Genomic DNA, 18,921 nt, shown 5'->3' with positions numbered 1-18,921 from the left:
CGGCCCGCCCGTTGGCGGTCGCGGTCAAGACGGCAAGGCACGAGGGGAGGACTGACGCCGCAATCGCTTTCGGAAAATCATCCGTGCGGCCGCGTGCTTTTTGCACGCAGGCCCAGCGATGCGTGCTGAAGCCTCCCGTGAAGTGTTAGGCCGCGACGGAGAAAAAGTAAGATGCGTCCATTGCTGGCGGTGAGCAACGCCATCGACGCCCTCAATGAAAAGATTGGGTACGTCTGTAACCTGCTCGTGCTCCTGGCCTGTCTGGTGAGCGCGGCCAACGCCATGATCCGCTACGCGTTCAGCTACTCGTCGAACGGCTGGCTGGAGCTGCAATGGTATATGTTTGCCATTCTGGTGATGTTCGGCTCGTCCTACACCTTCAAGCGCAACGAGCATGTGCGTGTCGAGATTTTCTATCTGACCCTCTCCGAGCGCGGCCAGCTCTGGCTCGACATGGTCGGCACGCTGTTCTTCCTGATCCCCTCCTGCCTCCTGCTCGCCTATCTGTCCTGGCCTTTCTTCATGCAGGCCTATGACGTCGGCGAGATGTCGGGCAATGCCGGCGGCCTGATCCGCTGGCCGATCAAGTTCGTGATTCCCGCCGGCTTCGTGATGCTGGCGCTGCAGGGTGTTTCCGAAGTCATCAAGCGTATCGCGGCTCTCCAGGGCTATGTGACGATCGACGCCAAGTACGAGAGGCCGACCCAATGATTACGCTGGAGATGATGCCGCCGTTGATGTTCGGTGGCCTGGTTCTGGCGATGCTGATCGGCTTCCCCGTGGCGTTCACGCTTGCCGCGGTCGGTCTCTCCTTCGGCTTCCTCGCCATCCATCTCGGGTTCTTCGACCTCAACTTCCTCCAGGCGATTCCGGGCCGCGTGTTCGGCAGCGTGCTCTCCAACGAGCTGCTTCTCGCGATCCCGTTCTTCACCTTCATGGGCGCCATATTGGAAAGATGTGGCCTCGCCGAGGACATGCTGGATTCGATGGGCCAGCTGTTCGGCCCGGTCCGCGGCGGCCTCGGCTATTCCGTCATCATCGTCGGCTTCATCCTCGGCGCCATCACCGGCACGGTGGCGGCGCAGGTCATCGCCATGGCGCTGATCTCGATGCCGGTGATGATCCGCTACGGCTACAACATGCGCTACATCACCGGCGTGCTGGCGGCCTCCGGCACCATCACGCAGCTGGTGCCGCCCTCGCTGGTTCTGATCGTGCTCGCCGACCAGCTCGGCAAGTCGGTCGGCGACATGTATCTCGGCGCCTGGGGCCCCTCGGTGTTCCAGATCATGCTGTTCGCCGGCTACACCTTCGTCCTCGGCCTGATCAAGCCGAGCCACGTGCCGCCGGTGCCGCTGGAAGCGCGCACGCTGACCGGCTGGGCGCTGTGGAAGAAGTGCCTGATGGGCATCATCCCCTCGGCCGTGCTGATCTTCGTCGTGCTCGGCACCATGATGATGGGCCTTGCGACCCCGACGGAAGCCGGCGCCATGGGCGCGGTCGGCGCCATCGTGCTCGCCGCGATCCACCACAAGGACTTTTCCTCGACCGATCGCAAGATCCTCGTCGTCGGCATCATCGCCGCCGGCATCGGCACCATCGTCGCGATGCTGTTCACCGAGAATTTGATCTTCAAGCTCGCCTTTGCCGTGACTTATCTCGCGGTGGCCTGGATCTGCTTCTCGGCCGCACGCATCCCGGACCTGCGCGACCTCATCAAGCAGGGCTACGAATCCACCATGCGCCTCACCTGCATGGTCACCTTCATCCTGATCGGCTCGACCTGCTTCTCTGTGGTGTTCCTCGGCGTCTCCGGCGGCGTCTGGCTCGAGCATCTGCTGACCTCGCTGCCCGGCGGCGTCTGGGGCTTTTTGATCTTCATCAACCTCTTCATCTTCTTCCTGGCGTTCTTCCTCGACTTCTTCGAGATCGCCTTCATCATCCTGCCGATGATCGCGCCGATCGCGCAGAAGATCCTCGGCCCCGTCGTCGGCGACGGGCCGGCGCTGATCTGGTTCGGCGTCATGCTGTGCGTGAACATGCAGACCTCGTTCCTGCATCCGCCGTTCGGCTTTGCCCTGTTCTACCTGCGCGGCGTCGCGCCGAAGGAAGTGAAGAGCTCCGACATCTATTGGGGCGCGATGCCCTGGATCGGCCTGCAGATGATCATGGTGCTGATCGTGATCGCCTTCCCGGTCGTGGTGACGGGCCTCCTCGACAAGCCGCTCAACGTCGATCTCGACAAGGTCAAGATCGAGGTTCCGCAGATCGACCTGCCTCCGTTGGATCTCGGCCCGCCGCAGAAGTAGCGGTCGCGCTCCTCGTCGTCATGCTCCGCCCCTGGCGGAGCATGACGCGCGTGACACGTGCGGGAAACACGGGCATACCGGGCTATCCTCCAACTCATGGACAGCCGCTTATGCTCCGATCGCACCCTGCTCCATCGTTCATCGTTTCCTTGTTTGCTTCGCTCTGGCTGGCCTCCGCAGCGACCGTCGCGTACGCCGAGCCGGTGGCCGACGTCCATGCGCTGGCGCAGAAGGAGCAGCAGCCGCTGCTCGACACACTGCGCGATCTCGTCAACATCGAAACCGGCAGCAGGGACATCGAGGGCCTGAACGTGATCGCAGGACGCGTCGCCGACCAGCTCAAGCAGCTCGGCGGAACGGTGGAGATCCTGCAACCGACCGACATCTATCGCCTCGATGACACGCCCGAAAAGATCGGCCCGGCCGTGCACGCCGTCTTCAAGGGGACCGGTACCAGGAAGATCATGCTGATCGCCCACATGGACACGGTGTACCTGAGGGGCATGCTGAAGGACCAGCCGTTCCGCGTCGACGGCGACAAGGCCTTCGGCCTCGGCATTGCCGACGACAAGCAGGGCGTCGCGCTCATTCTCCACACCGTGGCGATGCTGCAGAAGCTGAATTTCAAGGACTACGGCACGCTCACGGTGCTCACCAATGGCGACGAGGAGATCTCCTCGCCCGGCTGGCGCGGCACCATCACCAAATTCGCTTCCGATCAGGACGTGGTGTTCTCGTTCGAGGGCGGGGGCACCGACGGCACGCTGCGGCTCGCCACCAGCGGCATCGGCTCGGCCTATCTCACGGTGACCGGCCGATCCTCGCATGCGGGCGCAAGGCCCGAGGGCGGCATCAACGCGCTGTACGAGCTCTCGCACCAGGTACTGCAGATGAAGGACCTGTCCAAACCCGAGCAGGGCCTGAAGCTGAACTGGACCGTTTCCAAGGCCGGCACCAACCGCAACGTCATCCCTGCCGAAGCCACCGCGCAAGCCGACGCACGCGCGCTGAAGGTGTCGGATTTCGACGAGCTGGAGAAGGCGCTCCACGAGAAGATCAAGAATCACCTGCTGCCGGATTCCAAGGTCGAGCTGAAATTCGAGGTGCGCCGTCCGCCGCTCGAGGCCAACGACGCCTCGCGCCGCGTGGCGGCCCACGGCAAGACCATCTATGAGGAGATCGGATTCCCGCTGAAGGTCGACGAGAAGGCAACCGGCGGCGGCACGGATGCGGCCTTTGCCGCGCTCAAGACCAAGGGCGCCGTGGTCGAAGGCATGGGCCTGTCGGGTTTCGGCGCGCACTCCAATGATGCCGAATATGTGAAGATCGACAGCATCGTGCCACGTCTTTACCTGACCACGCGCATGATCATGGACCTGTCGACCGGCAAGCTGAAATAGCTGTCAGCTCCGGCCGAGGGCGGAGGCACCCTCCTCCGCCAGCCTGAACCGCAGCGTGAACTCGGCACCCCCGCCGGGAAGATTGTCCACCGCAACCGTGGCGTCGTGATCGTCGGCGACGCCGCGCACGATCGAAAGGCCGAGGCCAGCGCCGTCGCTGCGCTGGCGATCCCTACGCCAGAAGCGCTGGAAGATCAGCTCACGCTCGCCATCGGCAACGCCCGGGCCGCAATCGCGCACGCGCACCGAGCCGTCGTCGCCGACCTCGACGTCCACGGCGGTGTCCTTCGCCGTGAACTTGATGGCGTTTTCGGCGAGGTTGAAGATCGCGCGCTGGAGCATCTCGGCATTGCCGTGGATCAGCACCGGCGCGTCGGCGCCCTTGAGCGCGATGTCCTTGTGCTGGGCGATCGCAAGCGGCGCGATCGCGCCCACCACCTCGGCACAGACGGCGCGTAAGTCAGCGGTCTCGCCGGGATCGAGCACCAATGTATCGAGCTCGGCGATCTCCAGGAGCTGGGCGACGATCCGGCTCATGCCCTCGATGTCGTCATGCAGCGCCTGCCGTGCGGCACCATCACCAAGTGTCTCGATCCGCGTCCGCAGGATCGTCAGCGGTGTGCGCAATTGATGCGCGGCGTCGGCGGTGAACTGCCGCTGCACCCGAAAGCCGTCCTCGAGGCGGTCGAGCGCCTGGTTGACGGCGGTGACGAGCGGCAGGATCTCGCGCGGGATTTGCTCCGTCGGCAGGCGGATATGGGTGCGCGCCGGGCCGATATTGCTGGCCTCCTCCGACGCCTTCCACAGCGGCGCGATGGCGCGGCGGAAGATGACGATGTCGATGCCGAGCAGGATCAGCAGCACCGGAATGGTGATCCAGCCCACCCGCCGGAAGAAGTTCGAGATGATGTCGTCGATGATGACGTCGCGGTGCGCGAGGTCCTCCGCGACGCGGATGCGCACCACCTTGCCGTCGATGATGCGCGTGACGCTGGCGCCGGAAATCGTCTCCGACGGCGGCGGCGCAGACACGGCCGCACCGGTCTTGCGGCGGGACGAGAACAGCAGATGGCCGTCGGCATCGCGGATGTCGTAGAGATAGCGGCCGTAGGCTTCCGAATAGAGGCCCCGCAGACTGTCCGGCAGGTTGAACGTCAAGAGGCCGTCCGGCTGCGCGACGATGCGCTCGGCGAGCACTTCGGCCTGGGCGCGCATCGCATCGCGGTGCAACTGGTCGACCTCGGAATTGAGCAGCCAGAACAGCACCAGCGGCAGGAAAATCGCGACCACCGCGACCGCCACGATGTGCATGAACACGATGCGCCAGATCAGCGATTTGAAGGTCGGCGATCGGCCATAGGCCGGCGCGGCGGCCACGCTATTTCTCCTCGGCCAAGAGATAGCCGACGCCGCGGATGGTGTGGATCACGACCCGGGCGCCGTGCTCGGCAAGCTGCTTGCGCAGCCGCGACACGTAGACCTCGACCGCATTGGAGGCGACCTCGCCTTCGAGACCGAAGATGTGGTCCTCGACGTTCTTCTTCGGCACCACCCGCCCCTGCCGGCGCAGCAGGATCTCCAGCACCGAGGTCTCGCGCGCGGAGATGATCCGCGGCTGATCGTCGACGAAGATCTGGCGGCTCTCGGTGTCGTAAACAAGGTTGGCGAGACTGAGCGAGCGGCCGAGCAGCTGGCCGGGCCGGCGCAGGATCGCCTCCAGCCGCGCCACCAGCTCCTCCATCGCGAACGGCTTTGCCAGATAATCGTCGGCGCCGCTGCGCAGGCCGCTGACGCGGTCCTGCAGGCCGCCGCGCGCCGTCGGGCAGGCCGAGGTCGAGGATCATCGCGGCATAGCTGACGCTGCTGACCGCCTCGCGCGCCTCGGCCGCGCTGCCCACGATGTCGCTCTCATAGCCGGCCGCCGCCAGCCCGCTGGCCACGAGCCGCGACAGCTCGGCATTATCCTCGACGATCAGAAGGCGCATCGTAATCCCGGCATCACCGCACGGCTCGCGCCGTATCCCTGCTCTCTTCCACCATTCCGGACGCCCCTGCCAGCGAAAAAGTGCCCGGCTGGTCGGTCGGCCAGCCCTGTCAGGCTGGTGTAAGCCGATCCGGGCGCGTAGCCGCGGATCGCAGCTCTGGAGGAATGGCACTGTCCGCCCATGCGCCCCCGTCCGTGGTTTACTCGATCACCTCGTCTGCGCCGGCAACGATTGCGGATGAGAACGCATGACCGAGCAGTTTGGCTGCCTTCAAGTTGATAACGAGCTCTACCTTCGTGACGAGCTGGACGGGAAGATCAGAAGGCTTCTCGCCCAACAGGACCCGTCCGGCATAGATACCCGCGCGCCGGTGCGACTGCATGAAATCTCCCCCATAGCTCATCAAACCTCCGGCGGTGGGAAAGTCCCGGGTCTGTGTGATTGCGGGCACGCGATATTTCATTGCCAGAGCAGCGAGCCGCGAACTGCGAAATGCAAAATAGGGGTCGGAGGTAAACACAAGTCCACTTGCCCCGTCCCTGGCCGCCGCAGCGAACACAGATTCAAATTCATCCTCCTTGCTTGCGTTCAATATCTCCAGTTGAACACGCATCGTTTCCGCCGCCGCACGAAGCTTCTGCAGTTGCGATTCTGCGGTCGGACTTGTCGGGTTGACGACGATCATCAATTTGGTCGCCGTAGGCAACAGGTCGCGCATCAACTCAAGCCGCTTTGGCGACACGTCGACACTCAGGCTCGAAACTCCCGTGATGTTCCCGCCCGGCCGCGACAAGCTATCCACCACGTGCAGCTGAACGGGATCGCCGCCCATCTCAAAAACGATTGTCTTGGTCGGGCTCGCAGCTTTCGCGGCAAGTGCCACGGGAGCGCCCCCGGGCGCCACGAGGACATCCACATTTCGGGCGACCAGTTCGGCGGCCAACGCAGGTAATCGGGAATATTGTCCGTTGGCCCACTGAAAGTCGATTTTCACATTGCGGTCCTCGACAAAGCCCGCTTCCGCCAATCCCTGTCGGAAAGCCTCAAGTCGACTGGCAAAGAGCTCGGGCGACTCCGGACAAAGATAGCCAATGACGGGCATGGAGGACTTCTGCGCATACGCGTCGGCCGTCCACGTCGCGGCGCCCGCCATCAAAAGCAGAAAGTCCCGCCGCCTGGCGCATCTTCGCGGCGTTACCGCTCCAGAGTTGGCGCATCTCATGGCTACGAACCCGTTGCCGTCAGCCGATTGTCGAAGCATAGCCCCGGATGCTCGAACAGTCTTCAACTTGATCGTGCCGGGCATCCGGAGGCCGGCCCCGGCTAGGGAGCATCGAAGGATATTCCGAAGACCGGAATCGCTTCGTCAAATCCCTTGATATTGCGATACCCGAGGTCCTCGACGGACCGCCGACCCTTGACGTCAGCGGCGACTTTGGCGTCGACCAGAATTTCCTTGTCTGCGGCAGATGCGCACAGTCGGGCCGCCAGATTCACAACGCTGCCAATGGCGGTGTAGTCGAGCCGGTCCTTGTAGCCGATCCGGCCGACGGTCGCCGGCCCGCTGGCAAGGCCGATTCCGAAACCAACATGGTAGCCGCGCGATCGCCAACCCGCGATAAGGACTTGCACGGTCCTCTGCATGTCGACGGCGAGATCGATGGCTCTCAATGCCGGCTCTTCGATCGGGACAGGTGCGTTCACCAGCACCATCAGCCCGTCTCCGGAGAAATTGATCAGCGTTGCCTCGAATTTCGCGATGACCCTGCCGAGGTCTTCATAGTACTCCGACAATACGCTCATGACGTCCTCAGGCGCAGCTCCCGCTGAAAAAGCCGTGAACCCCCTCAAATCGCAGAAGACAACGACGACCTCCGTGCGGCGACCATCCAGCACGCTGTCATCGCCGGCTCGATCGACGAGATCGGCGACCTGGGGAGCGAGGAATCGCCTGAGCCTGGCGATGCGCTCCTGGTGCTGCTGCGCCAGCGCCAGCTCGGAAGCCATCTTGTTGAAACTGTTTGCAAGACGCTGGAACTCGTCCCCGGTGTGGATCAGGATCCGGTGGTCAAAGGACCCGGCACCAATCCTCTCCGTGCCCTCCTCGAGCAGCTTGATCGGCTCTGTCATCCGGTCGGCCAATGCATAGGCAAAAATGCCTGCGAGCATCGTGCTGACTGCGAGCAGCATTGCCGTCCGCCACAGGGCGGCGTAGATCGGCGCGTAAGCTTCGGATAGTGGCTGCGCGACCACGACTGTCCAATCGGTGCCCTGCACGGCAGCCGCGCTGGCGGCAACGAATTGTCCTTGTGCATCCTGGCTCGTTGCGAAGCCCGCCTTCGACCCTATCGCGTCCCGCACAGCCCGAAATGGCTTGGAGGTTGCTTCTTCCGCACCGCGGAGGACGAGGCTGATGTCGGGATGGGCAATAAGGCGACCCGATCGGTCCAGGACGAAAGCGAAGCCGGTCCTTCCGACCTGGATCGCCGAGATCACGTCCCAGATCAGCTTGAGGTTGACTTCGGCTATGACTGCGCCAACGGCCGGCCGACTGCCGACAATCGCAACCGTCAGGTACGGTTCGGAGCCGCGGTTGTAGCTGACGTCGCTGAACCAGATCTGAGTTGCCCGGGCCCCGACCAGGGCAGGATCAGCTGATCGGTCCGTCCGGCTCTCAATCCGATTGAGGCCGATCCGCGAGATGTAGAGACGCTCCAGACCGCTGGCGTCGAGGAGTGTAAGACTGGCAATGGCAGGCGCTTGTCGAAGGAGGCGCAGCGCGTCGGTCCGCCGGCGTTCGTCAGGCTCGTCGGTCCACGGAAGCTGCACCAGCCAGCCGAGCTGCGTTGTGATGCCGTGGATGAAATCGTGTATTTCGGCGGCCGCGGACGCGGACTGGAGGCCGAGCCACTGGTCCAGCCTCGCACGCTGATCGCGATAGCCGAACCACGCTTCAATAACGCCGTTGAAGGCGAGTGGGACCGCGACCGCCACGAAAAGCGCGAGCAAATATTTATGAAAAAGGCCGCGAAACCGATCTTGAGGAATCATGATCCGGTCACCCGTACAATCGCACAGATAATATGGACCCAGACTAACACGTCGCTTTGCGGTCAGGCGGAGTTCATTTGACCCGAGCGTACGGTTGCACCCTTCGCGCCTGCAAGGCGGACTGGTCACGCGGTCAGGCGACAAGCGACCCGGCAGGGGCAGCCCGGCGTCATCGCCACTGTTGATCTAGGTCAAACATCAGCCACCCTCCGGCGTCACCCTCCCAGCGTTCTCCTCTCCCTCCCGATCCTGAAGAAGGCCTACTCAAGGTTCGTCGACGAAAGTGGGAGCTCGCTCATGATAACGATTCCAGAACTGACGTCCCAGGCGCTCGGTGCGTTCCTGATCTCGGAGACAAGCGGCCGCTTCGGCTCGTCTCACGCCAGCTTGCCGGAACTGCTCCCCTACGCAGCAAAGCTGGCCCTGGAATGCATTGGTAATAGCGACGCACTCTACCACAATGTCGAGCACACCTTGTTGGTCACGCTGGTGGGGCACGACATTCTGATCGGGCGCTCGCTTCTGAGGCCGACGACGGCTAGCGATTATGCTCACTTCATTCTGGCGTGCCTGATCCACGACATCGGCTACGTCAGGGGAATAGTCCACGGAGACCAGGACGGAGCCTACGTTGTCGATGGTACCGGTCGAACGGTCGAGTTACCGATCGGCTCCTCCGATGCAGCGCTTGCGCCCTATCATGTCGACCGCTCAAAATTGTTTGCCGTGGAGCGTCTTGACGCAGTCGACCAGATTGACGCCGCTCGCGTCGCTCAGGCCATCGAGTACACTCGTGTTCCCTATGCAGACGCACCAACGAGCGAACTCAGGGATGATCTGGACGAGGAGGAAGGTTTGTTGCTTCGCGCCGCCGATCTGATCGGTCAGCTCGGCGATCCCAACTACATGAAGAAATCAAATGCGCTCTTCTACGAATTCGAGGAGATCGGACTCAACAAATCGCTGGGATACGCCACGCCTGCGGATGTGGTGTACAAATATCCTCAATTCTACTGGACCAAGGCCTCACCGCAGATCCAAACCGCCATCCGCTATTTGAACGTAACCGCGAGCGGAAGACAATGGATCAGCAATCTGTATGGCAATGTCCTGCGCGCTGAGCGCGAGGTCGGACTATCTGGTCCGCAGCTATAGATCGGGACGCTGCGAACGCCCCGGAGCCTTCGCCCCGGGGCGCTGCGTTCGGCAGACAGTGGCGCTCAGCTCTGCGAGCGTCGCGCCATGAAGATGTCGTAGCCGACCTCCGCGACCTGGAACCAGGCGTAGCCATCGCTGGAGAATTTTGCCAGGGAGTCGTGCACCTTCTTGAAGTTGGCGTTGGTCGCGCCGACCTCGGCATGCAGCTCCTTGGCCGCCTTGTAGCAGGCGTCCATGATCGCCGGCGAGAAGGCGTGCAGCTTGGTGCCGCTGGCGAGCAGCTTCTTCATGGCGAGCGGATTGGCGGTGTCGTAGCGCGCCATCATGTAGTTGTTGGCGGTGTGGCCCGCCTGCTCCAGCACGCTCTGGTAATATTTCGGCAGCGCGTTCCATTTGTCGAGATTGACGAAAGCGAGCAGCATCGGCCCGCCTTCCCACCAGCCGGGATAGTAGTAATGCGGCGCGATCTTGTAGAAGCCGAGCTTCTCGTCGTCATAGGGGCCGACCCATTCGGCGGCGTCGATCGTGCCCTTCTCCAGCGCCGGATAGATGTCGCCGCCGGCGAGCTGCTGCGGCACCACGCCGAGCTTCTGGAGCACGCGGCCGGCAAAGCCGCCGATGCGGAATTTCATGCCGCTGAGATCCCCGGGCGTGTTGACCTCTTTCCTGAACCAGCCGCCCATCTGGCAGCCGGTGTTGCCCGCGAGCAGCGAGATGACGTTGTAGCTCTTGTAGAACTCGTTGAGCACCTCGCGCCCGCCGCCCTGCATGTACCAGGCCTGGTTGATGCGCATGTTGGGGCCGAACGGCACCGATGAGCCGAAGGTGAAGGTCGGGTCCTTGCCGAAATAATAGTAGGAGGCGGTGTGGCCGATCTCGCAGGTGGCGTTCTGCACGGCGTCGAGCACCTGGAGGCCCGGCACGATCTCGCCGGCCGCGAAGATCTGGATCTGGAATTTGTTGTCGGTCGCCTCGGCGACCATCTTGCACATCATCTCGGCGCCGCCATAGAGCGTATCGAGCGATTTCGGCCAGCTCGTCGGCATGCGCCATTTGATTTCCGGCATCGACTGCGCGATCGCGGGCGCCGCGAGCGTGGCGGCACCGGCCGCACCAAGTCCTGTGACCTTGATGAAGTCTCTTCTCTTCATGATTTCCTGCCCTGATGGATCTGATTGTGGGCCTTCTTGCCGAGGCTTGGAGACCAGCATGGCGTAACGACCGGCGAAATGCCATCGTGATCGCACTGCGGCAAAGAAAAAGGCCGGCCTGCGATGGGGCCGGGCTGCTCTGGCAATCACGATCACGCCGCGGCTTCGGATGACCAGCCGGCGTACGAAGCCGCTTGCGGACTCGGCGGCCGAGCCCAGACGACAACGATAGAGGTCCCCTGGGCCGGAATGATGGGTTTCGCTTCGCTCTACCCATCCTACGGTCTGAGCGCGCACGATGAGGTTCGCTTCTGCGCTACCTATCGTTCTCTCTCAAAAGCGGCCCTCAGTTCGGCGAGTTGCTCGGCGGTTGCTCCCAACTCCGCGTCGGCGCGATCCGTCGGAACGTCCATGTAAGCGATCGGAGAATCGAACTGGCTCGCCGTGAAGTCGTACCTCTTGCCGCCGATCCGATTGTAGAAATGGTCGCCAGCGGGCAGCGGCGTCTTCAGCAGGTCGCCGCCGAAGAGCCCGTGGACCAGCAGCGAAGTGACGTTGCATTGCCCCGCCGCCGGATTGTCCGCCGTCCATTTGCTGGCCGTCGACAGCGACCATGCCTTGCGCAGCGCGCGCTGGATGTCATCGGGATCGAAGCTCATCGTCGCTCCTAAGGATCGGTGACGGCCGATTTCGGATTTTACGATTATCGCTTTATGCCACTGTTTTGCCCGACGTGTCAAACCGCCGCGCCGGCTGGCTGAGGCCCAACGCCCTGCGCCCGTCATTGCGGCCACGGTCGCAAAAATCGGCGCGTCGGCACCGGCTGCTCCGTGATCGCACGTGTACCGCTGAATTGCCCCGTTCGGTCAAGCTGTTGGCAGCATCGACGAGCGAGCCCGCCCTCATCTCGTCTCTACTGTGCATGGGGTTGTTTTCGCTATTTTGTTTTGAGCCCCCTCCGCACCAACGAAAAACCCGGCCTCGCGAACGAGGCCGGGCTCTGTCGTCTTGCGACGTGCTCGAACGATCAGCCGCGGGTGCGCGAGCGGATCATGAAGCTGTCATAGGTGTATTCGGCGACCTGCCACCACAGATATTCGTCTGAGCGGTAGGCCTGCATGGCGTCGATCGACTTCTTGAAGTCGGGGTTCTTGGCCGAGATCTCCGCCCACAGCTCGTTGGTCGCCTTGAGGCAGGCCTCGAGCACTTCGTTGGTGAAGGGACGAAGCTGCGTGCCGCCGGCGACCAGACGCTTCAGCGCCCCCGGGTTCTGCATGTCGTAGCGCGCGGCCATCCAGCTGTTGGCATTGGCCATCGCGTTGGTGAGGATCGCCTGGTAGTTTTTCGGCAGCGAATTCCACTTGTCGAGGTTGGTGAAGGCGTGGACGGTCGGACCGCCTTCCCAGAAGCCCGGGTAGTAGTAGTACTTGGCGACCTTGGCGAAGCCGAGCTTCTCGTCATCGTAGGGGCCGACCCACTCGGCCGCGTCGATGGTGCCCTTCTCCAGCGCCGGGTAGATGTCGCCGCCGGCGAGCTGCTGCGGCACCACGCCGACCTTCTGGAGCACCTGGCCGGCGATGCCGCCGATGCGCATCTTCAGGCCCGAGAGATCGGCAACGGTCTTGATCTCCTTGCGGAACCAGCCGCCCATCTGGGTGCCGGTGTTGCCGCAGGGCTGGCCGATCACGTTCGACTTCTTGAAGAACTCGTTGCCGAGCTGCTCGCCGCCGCCCTGGTACCACCAGGAGTTCTGCTGGCGCGCATTGAGGCCGAACGGCACCGAGGCGTAGATCGCCCAGGTCGGGTCCTTGCCGACGTAGTAGTAGGACACGGTGTGGCACATCTCGACCGTGCCGTTCGAGGTCGCATCGAGCGCCTGCAGGCCGGGGACGATTTCACCGGCCGCGAACACCTGGATCTGGAATTTGTTGTCAGTCATCTCGGCGACGTACTTCGCCACCTGCTCGCCGCCGCCATAGATGGTGTCGAGCGACTTCGGGAAGCTCGAGGTCATGCGCCACTTGATCTCGGGCGAGGATTGCGCGATCGCCGGCGAGGCTACCGCGGCGGTCGCCGCCGCGCCTGCTGCCGACACTTTCAGGAAATCACGACGCTTCATCTTCAGGTCTCTCCTTGCTGGGGCGTTTCCCCTCAACTTCTCTTTGTGCCGCCGCTCATTCCGGCGACGCGTTCAGGCCGCGTCGAACCGAAGGGGCTTGACTGCCGTGGGCGTTTAACACGGACGGGGCGCTTTCGGAACGCGACAATGGCATGACGGGGCTCTACGAAAGTCGCATGTCCCCAACGGATTGGCCTGGCGTCCTCAGGCTGCGGCGATCACGCCCTTGAGCTGGTCCCGGACCTGTCCGGCAATGGCGCGGTAGATCGCCGCATGGGGCCCGTCCGGCTCGCTGTCGACCACGGGATTGCCGGCGTCCGAGGTGGCCCGAATCGCCATGTGCAACGGGATCTCGCCCAAGAACGGTACTCCGAGCTTCTCGGCTTCGTGGCGGGCGCCGCCATGGCCGAAGATGTCGGATTTGGTGCCGCAATGCGGGCACTGGAAATAGCTCATGTTCTCGACGATGCCGAGCACGGGCACGTTGACCTTCTTGAACATCGCAAGGCCCCTGCGCGCGTCGATGAGGGACAGGTCCTGCGGGGTCGAGACGATCACGGCGCCCTTCAGCGGAACGTTCTGCGCCAGCGTGAGCTGGGCATCGCCGGTGCCCGGCGGCATGTCGACGACGAGCACGTCGAGCTGGCCCCATGCGACGTCGCGCAGCATCTGCGTCACCGCCGACATCACCATCGGCCCGCGCCAGATCATCGCGGTCTCTTCCTCCACGAGGAAGCCGATCGACATGATGGCGAGGCCGAAGCGGCGGAGCGGAATCATCTTGCGCTCGGCGTTCAGCTAGAAATAATGAATGTGGCCCACGTTTCTTCTGAGTTCAGCAATCGGCCACGCTCGCAGAATGGATTGCGCGGATAAATCCAAAGGGATGTGAAAGACCTTGAACGTGCCAAAAGGTCGCAATCGCTTGATGAACGAAATGTAGTCTTCCACATGCTCTATAACATCAATGATAAGCACAACGTCGAATTGCAAGTTGGCTTCGTCCAGCAGGTCCTTTAGGTAAAACTGCGTGTGATGCGTCGCTTTCGGTGCTGCCCGCCGGTATGCATCAGGTGAGACTTCGTAGCCTGACAAGCGCGCTGTAGGGAACGTTCTTTCTAGATTCAACAGAATCTCACCGGTCCCGCACCCGATTTCGCATATATGGTCGTGCGGCAGGTTGTTTCTTCTCATTATGCGTTCGATTTGACCGGCCTTCCAAGGCGCATCTTCCTCGTGCCACGTAGGGTTGTTTTTGCCATAACTGTCCCCTTCGTATAGCTCTTTCATTGTGAAGATCCCTTCTTGCTTAAACTGTCGCGCATCAAGTTCGGCAGATGAAGCAGGGCCGCATCTTAAAAGACAAAAGCTTAATCAACGCGAAGCCGATATCGATCGACCGAGCTGCGCAAACTGTCCGCCAGCTGAGTATACAGTACATTGGCGTCGTAGTGCGTTCGTACGGTCTCGATAGCGGCCCGACCAAGGAATTGACGATTTTTCCAGGCGTCAAGGATGGCTGCTGCCAATGCCTTCACGTCGCCAACAGGGAACAGAAGACCATCGACACCAGGCGTCACAAGCTGCTCGAATGCTCTGATCCGGCTGAGAACCACCGCCGCGCCACAAGCCATCGCTTCTAGCACTGCGAGAGCGACCGCCTCGTTAGCCGAGGGCATCGCATAAACTCCGCAATTGCGAAGAAACTCGCGCACGTCAGATCGACCGAGAAACCCGCGAAATCGAACTCTGTCGGACAATCCGAGACCTACAACAAGCCTATCCAAAACGTCTCTATCCGGCCCTGTGCCCACGATATCCAAGGTCCATTCGTCTGGCAGTTCGGCTAAAGCCCGAATGAGATCGCTGGTTCGCTTTTGCCTGTTCGTCAACCGTGCAATTGTCAGGATAGTCTTCCCCCGCGTTGCGGCGGTGTCGGGAAAGAATTGGGCGACGTCACACCCGTTCGGCTGCAGTCGGGATCGACCACCATAATGCCGAACGACGTCACATTCGCGTTCGGTCTGGCTATAGCAAAGCGCCGCACTCGAAAAGGCCCCGCGCTTGAAGAGCTTTACAACACGGTCCGGCAGCCCGCCGTGATCTGCACCGACTACCGGCACATCGACTCGACCTACCAGATGATCGAACCTTCCACTCCAGTACTCTTGAACGTACAGAAGATCGATCTCGTCCTCTCTCAAGGCTTGGTTAAGGGATTGCATAAAGGCGATCGTGTTCAGCCGTTCCTCGGCATAAAGAGACCAACGCGTCCGGCGGATCAGCCGCTTCACCCATATGCGCTCGATCAGATTGTACCAATCGTCAAGCGGCAAAAACCGGACGGCAATGCCGAGATCCGTGTCATATCTCCCGGCCTCGCGGAGTGACGGAATGTAGAGCAACGGAGTGATGCCATTTTGCTTCAAACCGCGCGCGTAGTACCATGCCCAGTCGTTTCGGTAGCTCGCGAGATAGCTCGATCGCGTCTGATGCAGGACCCAACCGAAAAACCCTTCGAACGAGCTGCAGCTGAGCAGCATTGCAACGTTGATGGAATTTCCCTCACCCATGGGTTCAAGCGCCGACATGGCGAATACACCGCACATGCGTCGCTTGCGCCTGGTTCATCGCAATACGCCCCAGCTCATCGACTGCCGCGCATTGCCGAACAAGGCGAACAAGCGATCAACGGGAGGCCATTGTTCGCGATCCATTTCGGTCGCTCCCCGCACTCGAGCGTACGTACCAGCCATCCCATTGAGAAAACTCTTTGAAAACCCGTGTGTATCCATGCCTTGTCAAAATCGCATCAATTGCCGCCTCGGTCTTCCTGTTCTGCTCGACCGAGATAAGCTCTATTGCGTACCGCGAGAAGTCGAAGGCACGCAGAATGTCGTATTCGCTGCCTTCGGTATCGATGGACATGTAGTCGATCTTCGCAGGCGCGTCGTGATCGACAAGCAGCTGATTGAGGGTCACAGTCTCGACTTGTATTTCCTGGCCCGCCGATCGCACCTCTGCAAAATGATCGCCACCAGCGAACTCGGCGACGCCGCTCAGCTCCGGATCAACAGAGTCCGTTATCAAGAAGCGTACCTTCGTACCCGAGCTTGAGCTGACACAGCGTCGATCGATGCTCGAACTGCGATTTTGCCTAAGCGCCGAATGCCAGAGCGGATTGGGCTCAGCTACAATGCCTTTCCAGCCGTATTTTTTCTCCAATAGCCAGGTGTTACTATTCAAAATTCCATTGGTCGCTCCAAACTCGACAAAAAAGCCTCCGCGCCTCTCGCCAAGCTCATACCCTACCCAGAGGTCCTGGAGTATCTGTGATCGGGATTGATGGCGGTTCAAGAAGCAATACGCCAAAAACCGAACCTCTTCCATTCGGCTAAAGCGCTCGATCTCAACACGTTGCAGGCGGATTGCATTGAACATCATCCTACGGAGCGAAGGACTTTTCGCCGCCCGACTAGCCAGCGACGCAAGCGCCGAAAGACCGCGCTTTGCAAAAACTGTCATCGTCTTGCTCTTAAAATAATTTGCCCAAACAACTCGTCTTCACATCGACCAAGGACATTAGCGCAACTCTCATCAACGCCACTCAGCGTGGTCGATCTTGAATTGGCACGCAAAATGCTACAAGGGATCAGTTCATATGGGCAACAGCTAATTTTGGAACTTTGTAGTGCAGATCATAACTGCAGGCATTCGGTGTTTTAAAGCGGGGTAGTCGTCACCAGTTTGGAGTTTTCGATTATGAGTCCACAGGAACTTGCTGCGTCCATCAGCTCTTCCGGTGCGATCGATCTGATTTCGACTGATGTTTTCGATACGCTTCTCTTGCGAACAACGAGATCCGCTCGCTCACGCATTAGGCAAGGTGAGCATTTGTTCAGCAGATCTCTTGCCGCGCGCGGGTGGCAGATTGAGCCATCGTTGCTGATGACCGCGCGAGCTGCAGCGGAGCGGCTGGCATTTAGGGCCCTCGAAGTCGGCAGATCCGGCGAGGTGCGATTGACGGACGTCATCGGACGGCAACTCAAACTGTTGGGCCTTCCAACCTCAGAGATCCCGGCGAGATTGGCGATCGAGCTGGACGTCGAAAAACGGTCGCTTATCCTAAACCGCCATTTGGCCAACGCTCTGCTCGCGCACCGTCATGCAGGTCGCCGTATCGTTGCCGTCAGCGACACCATGCTGTCGTCTGAAGATGTGCGCGAACTAATTCGTCACTTTTACGTCAGGGATCTCATCGATCAGATCTACACCAGCGCCGATTGTGCACGTACGAAGCGGCAGGGCGATCTATTTCCTCATGTTGCGGAAACAGAAGGCGTCTCGCTGGGCCGCATCCTGCATATCGGCGACGACGTCCGCGCCGATGTCAGGAACGCGTCAGCACACGGCATCACCGCCGTTCATACACCTCGCCCGATTTGGCTTGGCCATCTTCGCAAGGCAAACGGCGCCTTGGCCATGATGAGGGTCGCTCTCTCTTCCAAGACCCGATTTGCAAGACGGCCGCCGGCGACGCTGGAAAACGCCTATGCCTTTGGACATTTCGTCCTTGGGCCGATCGTTACGCAATTTTGCTTGCGCATTTGGCTTTATGCCGCCGAAGTTGAGGCGCACGACAGATCTGCGTTGTTGTTTTGTGCCAGAGGGGGCGTCGGAATTAGGGAAGCCTTCGAGCGGGTGCTCGCAAGACTTTCGCTTCCCTTGGGAATGCGGCGGGACAATATCATGGTTTCGCGACTGGTCGCCGCGCGAGCCGCAATTCTAACGCGCAGTTCTTCAGCGGTTGAGGAAATTTCCCGTGAATTCCGCAGTCGCTCGTTTTCGGACGTAGCGAGCGCGCTTGGCGGACGCCGGTACAGCCTTCCAGACCAGTGGAATAGGCCATTTGCCGCGAGTGACTTTCTCAAAATGCTTTTTGACAATTCCGCCAAAGAGGTGTTGTCCGACATACGGCAGCAGAATGCACTGTTCGAGCGCCACTTTTCAACGCTTCGTAACGATTCCTCACGGATACTACTTTGTGACACAGGCCTTTACGGCAGCACTCAGCGCCTGTTGGCGAGCGCATTTCCCGCACTTAATATCGAAACTATTCAATTCGCGCGGGCGAACTACAAAGAACATGGCGAGGAGCATTTCCAAAAGGTCGCTGGCCTAGTGGTAGAGCGGAATTGCTATAGCCCTCTCGACGTTCACTCATGCGTCCTGCGGTATTGGCATCTCATCGAGAGCCTGTTTGAGCCGGCAATTCCGTCAGTTCGCTTGTTCATGGAAGGCGCAGGGGACGAAGTTGCGGCCAACTGCGGGGACGTCCGGTACGGGTTCATTGATCCGAGCCACAGAAACGATCTCCTCTCGGGAGCACTGAGTTACATCGATGAGCTTTCGATCGAAGGCGCAGCCAAAGCATCGATCGATGCCGAGTTGGCTTGGGTTTGCCTGAAGAAGGCCATCACGCGCCCCACCGCGGGGGTGTTGCGTTGCCTCGACCTTCCTGGCCGATCGGTGGACTTTGGCCGGCCGGATGTCCTGAACGTGTTTGGCCCGCGTCAAGCTCAACCTACGTTTAGCAGATTGGCATCGCTCCGAGATGAACTTTGGCGCGAAGGTGCGATTGCGCGGGAATTCCCCGTACTGAAGCATGCTCTCCTCCCTGTGCTCGATTCCATGCACTCAGTGCGAGCCGTGATAGCGCGCCAATAGTAAAGGCTGCCACCCAACTGG

Annotated in this window: 14 protein-coding genes and 2 pseudogenes; 5 read left to right on the top strand and 11 right to left on the bottom strand. The window is 61.0% G+C overall.

The annotated features are described in order from the left end of the window. The first annotated feature begins 171 nt into the window (after positions 1-171). The 3 genes from FOM02_RS18835 to FOM02_RS18825 all read left to right on the top strand — a co-directional run bounded on the left by FOM02_RS18835 (position 172) and on the right by FOM02_RS18825 (position 3,709). Entirely contained in the window at positions 172-711 is a 540-nt protein-coding gene (locus tag FOM02_RS18835; protein WP_027557218.1) for a TRAP transporter small permease subunit, read from the top strand. After that, the gene (locus FOM02_RS18830) at positions 708-2,309 is read left to right on the top strand and encodes a TRAP transporter large permease (protein WP_027557217.1); all 1,602 of its coding nucleotides are present in this window, start codon (positions 708-710) and stop codon (positions 2,307-2,309) included. Before FOM02_RS18835 ends, FOM02_RS18830 begins: the two co-directional genes overlap by 4 nt. A 110-nt stretch (positions 2,310-2,419) precedes the next feature. Then, positions 2,420-3,709, top strand: a complete 1,290-nt coding sequence (locus tag FOM02_RS18825; protein ID WP_035729893.1) for a M20/M25/M40 family metallo-hydrolase — start codon at positions 2,420-2,422, stop codon at positions 3,707-3,709. 3 nt (positions 3,710-3,712) lie between these two features. Here the strand turns inward: FOM02_RS18825 and FOM02_RS18820 are convergent, their stop codons facing one another. The 4 genes and pseudogenes from FOM02_RS18820 to FOM02_RS18805 form a co-directional block, all read right to left on the bottom strand. Continuing rightward, positions 3,713-5,020: a sensor histidine kinase gene (locus FOM02_RS18820; RefSeq protein ID WP_416207786.1), complete on the bottom strand. Its 1,308-nt coding sequence runs from the start codon at positions 5,018-5,020 to the stop codon at positions 3,713-3,715. 67 nt (positions 5,021-5,087) lie between these two features. Beyond that, positions 5,088-5,694, bottom strand: a pseudogene (locus tag FOM02_RS18815) (response regulator transcription factor). 199 nt (positions 5,695-5,893) lie between these two features. Further along, positions 5,894-6,847: an ABC transporter substrate-binding protein gene (locus FOM02_RS18810; RefSeq protein ID WP_027557213.1), complete on the bottom strand. Its 954-nt coding sequence runs from the start codon at positions 6,845-6,847 to the stop codon at positions 5,894-5,896. A 170-nt stretch (positions 6,848-7,017) separates the two neighbouring features. After that, the gene (locus FOM02_RS18805; RefSeq protein WP_027557212.1) at positions 7,018-8,745 is read right to left on the bottom strand and encodes an adenylate/guanylate cyclase domain-containing protein; all 1,728 of its coding nucleotides are present in this window, start codon (positions 8,743-8,745) and stop codon (positions 7,018-7,020) included. Positions 8,746-9,042: 297 nt separating this feature from the next. Between FOM02_RS18805 and FOM02_RS18800 the strand changes: the two genes are divergently transcribed. Continuing rightward, a complete protein-coding gene (locus tag FOM02_RS18800; RefSeq protein ID WP_027557211.1) occupies positions 9,043-9,900 on the top strand; it encodes a hypothetical protein in 858 nt (285 codons plus the stop codon). 65 nt (positions 9,901-9,965) lie between these two features. On the opposite strand, the gene FOM02_RS18795 is transcribed toward FOM02_RS18800, so the two are convergent. From FOM02_RS18795 to FOM02_RS18765, 7 genes and pseudogenes are all read right to left on the bottom strand, one after another. Further along, complete coding sequence (locus FOM02_RS18795; RefSeq protein WP_027557210.1) at positions 9,966-11,054, bottom strand: TRAP transporter substrate-binding protein; 1,089 nt, start codon at positions 11,052-11,054, stop codon at positions 9,966-9,968. 320 nt (positions 11,055-11,374) lie between these two features. Beyond that, a complete protein-coding gene (locus FOM02_RS18790) occupies positions 11,375-11,713 on the bottom strand; it encodes a hypothetical protein (RefSeq protein WP_028146325.1) in 339 nt (112 codons plus the stop codon). Between the two features lie 368 nt (positions 11,714-12,081). Next, positions 12,082-13,173 (bottom strand): TRAP transporter substrate-binding protein, encoded by a 1,092-nt coding sequence (locus tag FOM02_RS18785; RefSeq protein ID WP_027557209.1) that lies wholly within the window; start codon positions 13,171-13,173, stop codon positions 12,082-12,084. Between the two features lie 204 nt (positions 13,174-13,377). After that, a pseudogene (locus FOM02_RS18780) lies at positions 13,378-13,971 on the bottom strand (Mrp/NBP35 family ATP-binding protein); the annotation flags it as partial. Further along, on the bottom strand, positions 13,972-14,463 hold the full coding sequence (locus FOM02_RS18775) for a class I SAM-dependent methyltransferase (protein WP_265441955.1): 492 nt from the start codon (positions 14,461-14,463) through the stop codon (positions 13,972-13,974). Positions 14,464-14,543: 80 nt separating this feature from the next. Next, the gene (locus FOM02_RS18770) at positions 14,544-15,764 is read right to left on the bottom strand and encodes a glycosyltransferase family 4 protein (RefSeq protein ID WP_159073981.1); all 1,221 of its coding nucleotides are present in this window, start codon (positions 15,762-15,764) and stop codon (positions 14,544-14,546) included. 97 nt (positions 15,765-15,861) lie between these two features. Beyond that, complete coding sequence (locus FOM02_RS18765) at positions 15,862-16,698, bottom strand: FkbM family methyltransferase (protein ID WP_027564653.1); 837 nt, start codon at positions 16,696-16,698, stop codon at positions 15,862-15,864. A 237-nt stretch (positions 16,699-16,935) separates the two neighbouring features. Here FOM02_RS18765 and FOM02_RS18760 point away from each other — a divergent pair, with 237 nt between their 5' ends. Beyond that, the gene (locus tag FOM02_RS18760) at positions 16,936-18,900 is read left to right on the top strand and encodes a hypothetical protein (RefSeq protein WP_035732120.1); all 1,965 of its coding nucleotides are present in this window, start codon (positions 16,936-16,938) and stop codon (positions 18,898-18,900) included. Positions 18,901-18,921: the final 21 nt, after the last annotated feature.

It is taken from the genome of Bradyrhizobium sp. SEMIA (genome assembly GCF_014844175.1).
Lineage (GTDB): Bacteria > Pseudomonadota > Alphaproteobacteria > Rhizobiales > Xanthobacteraceae > Bradyrhizobium > Bradyrhizobium arachidis.
This window is presented reverse-complemented; position numbering and strand designations above follow the sequence as displayed.

Bases quoted from the DNA above. Each gene is read 5' to 3' on its own strand.
- FOM02_RS18835 (WP_027557218.1), top strand. From the start codon at position 172: ATGCGTCCATTGCTGGCGGTGAGCAACGCCATCGACGCCCTCAATGAA.
- FOM02_RS18765 (WP_027564653.1), bottom strand. From the start codon at position 16,698: ATGACAGTTTTTGCAAAGCGCGGTCTTTCGGCGCTTGCGTCGCTGGCT.
- FOM02_RS18775 (WP_265441955.1), bottom strand. From the start codon at position 14,463: ATGAAAGAGCTATACGAAGGGGACAGTTATGGCAAAAACAACCCTACG.
- FOM02_RS18825 (WP_035729893.1), top strand. From the start codon at position 2,420: ATGCTCCGATCGCACCCTGCTCCATCGTTCATCGTTTCCTTGTTTGCT.
- FOM02_RS18760 (WP_035732120.1), top strand. From the start codon at position 16,936: ATGAGTCCACAGGAACTTGCTGCGTCCATCAGCTCTTCCGGTGCGATC.
- FOM02_RS18820 (WP_416207786.1), bottom strand. From the start codon at position 5,020: ATGCACATCGTGGCGGTCGCGGTGGTCGCGATTTTCCTGCCGCTGGTG.
- FOM02_RS18785 (WP_027557209.1), bottom strand. From the start codon at position 13,173: ATGAAGCGTCGTGATTTCCTGAAAGTGTCGGCAGCAGGCGCGGCGGCG.
- FOM02_RS18790 (WP_028146325.1), bottom strand. From the start codon at position 11,713: ATGAGCTTCGATCCCGATGACATCCAGCGCGCGCTGCGCAAGGCATGG.
- FOM02_RS18810 (WP_027557213.1), bottom strand. From the start codon at position 6,847: ATGGCGGGCGCCGCGACGTGGACGGCCGACGCGTATGCGCAGAAGTCC.
- FOM02_RS18770 (WP_159073981.1), bottom strand. From the start codon at position 15,764: ATGTCGGCGCTTGAACCCATGGGTGAGGGAAATTCCATCAACGTTGCA.
- FOM02_RS18795 (WP_027557210.1), bottom strand. From the start codon at position 11,054: ATGAAGAGAAGAGACTTCATCAAGGTCACAGGACTTGGTGCGGCCGGT.
- FOM02_RS18800 (WP_027557211.1), top strand. From the start codon at position 9,043: ATGATAACGATTCCAGAACTGACGTCCCAGGCGCTCGGTGCGTTCCTG.
- FOM02_RS18805 (WP_027557212.1), bottom strand. From the start codon at position 8,745: ATGATTCCTCAAGATCGGTTTCGCGGCCTTTTTCATAAATATTTGCTC.
- FOM02_RS18830 (WP_027557217.1), top strand. From the start codon at position 708: ATGATTACGCTGGAGATGATGCCGCCGTTGATGTTCGGTGGCCTGGTT.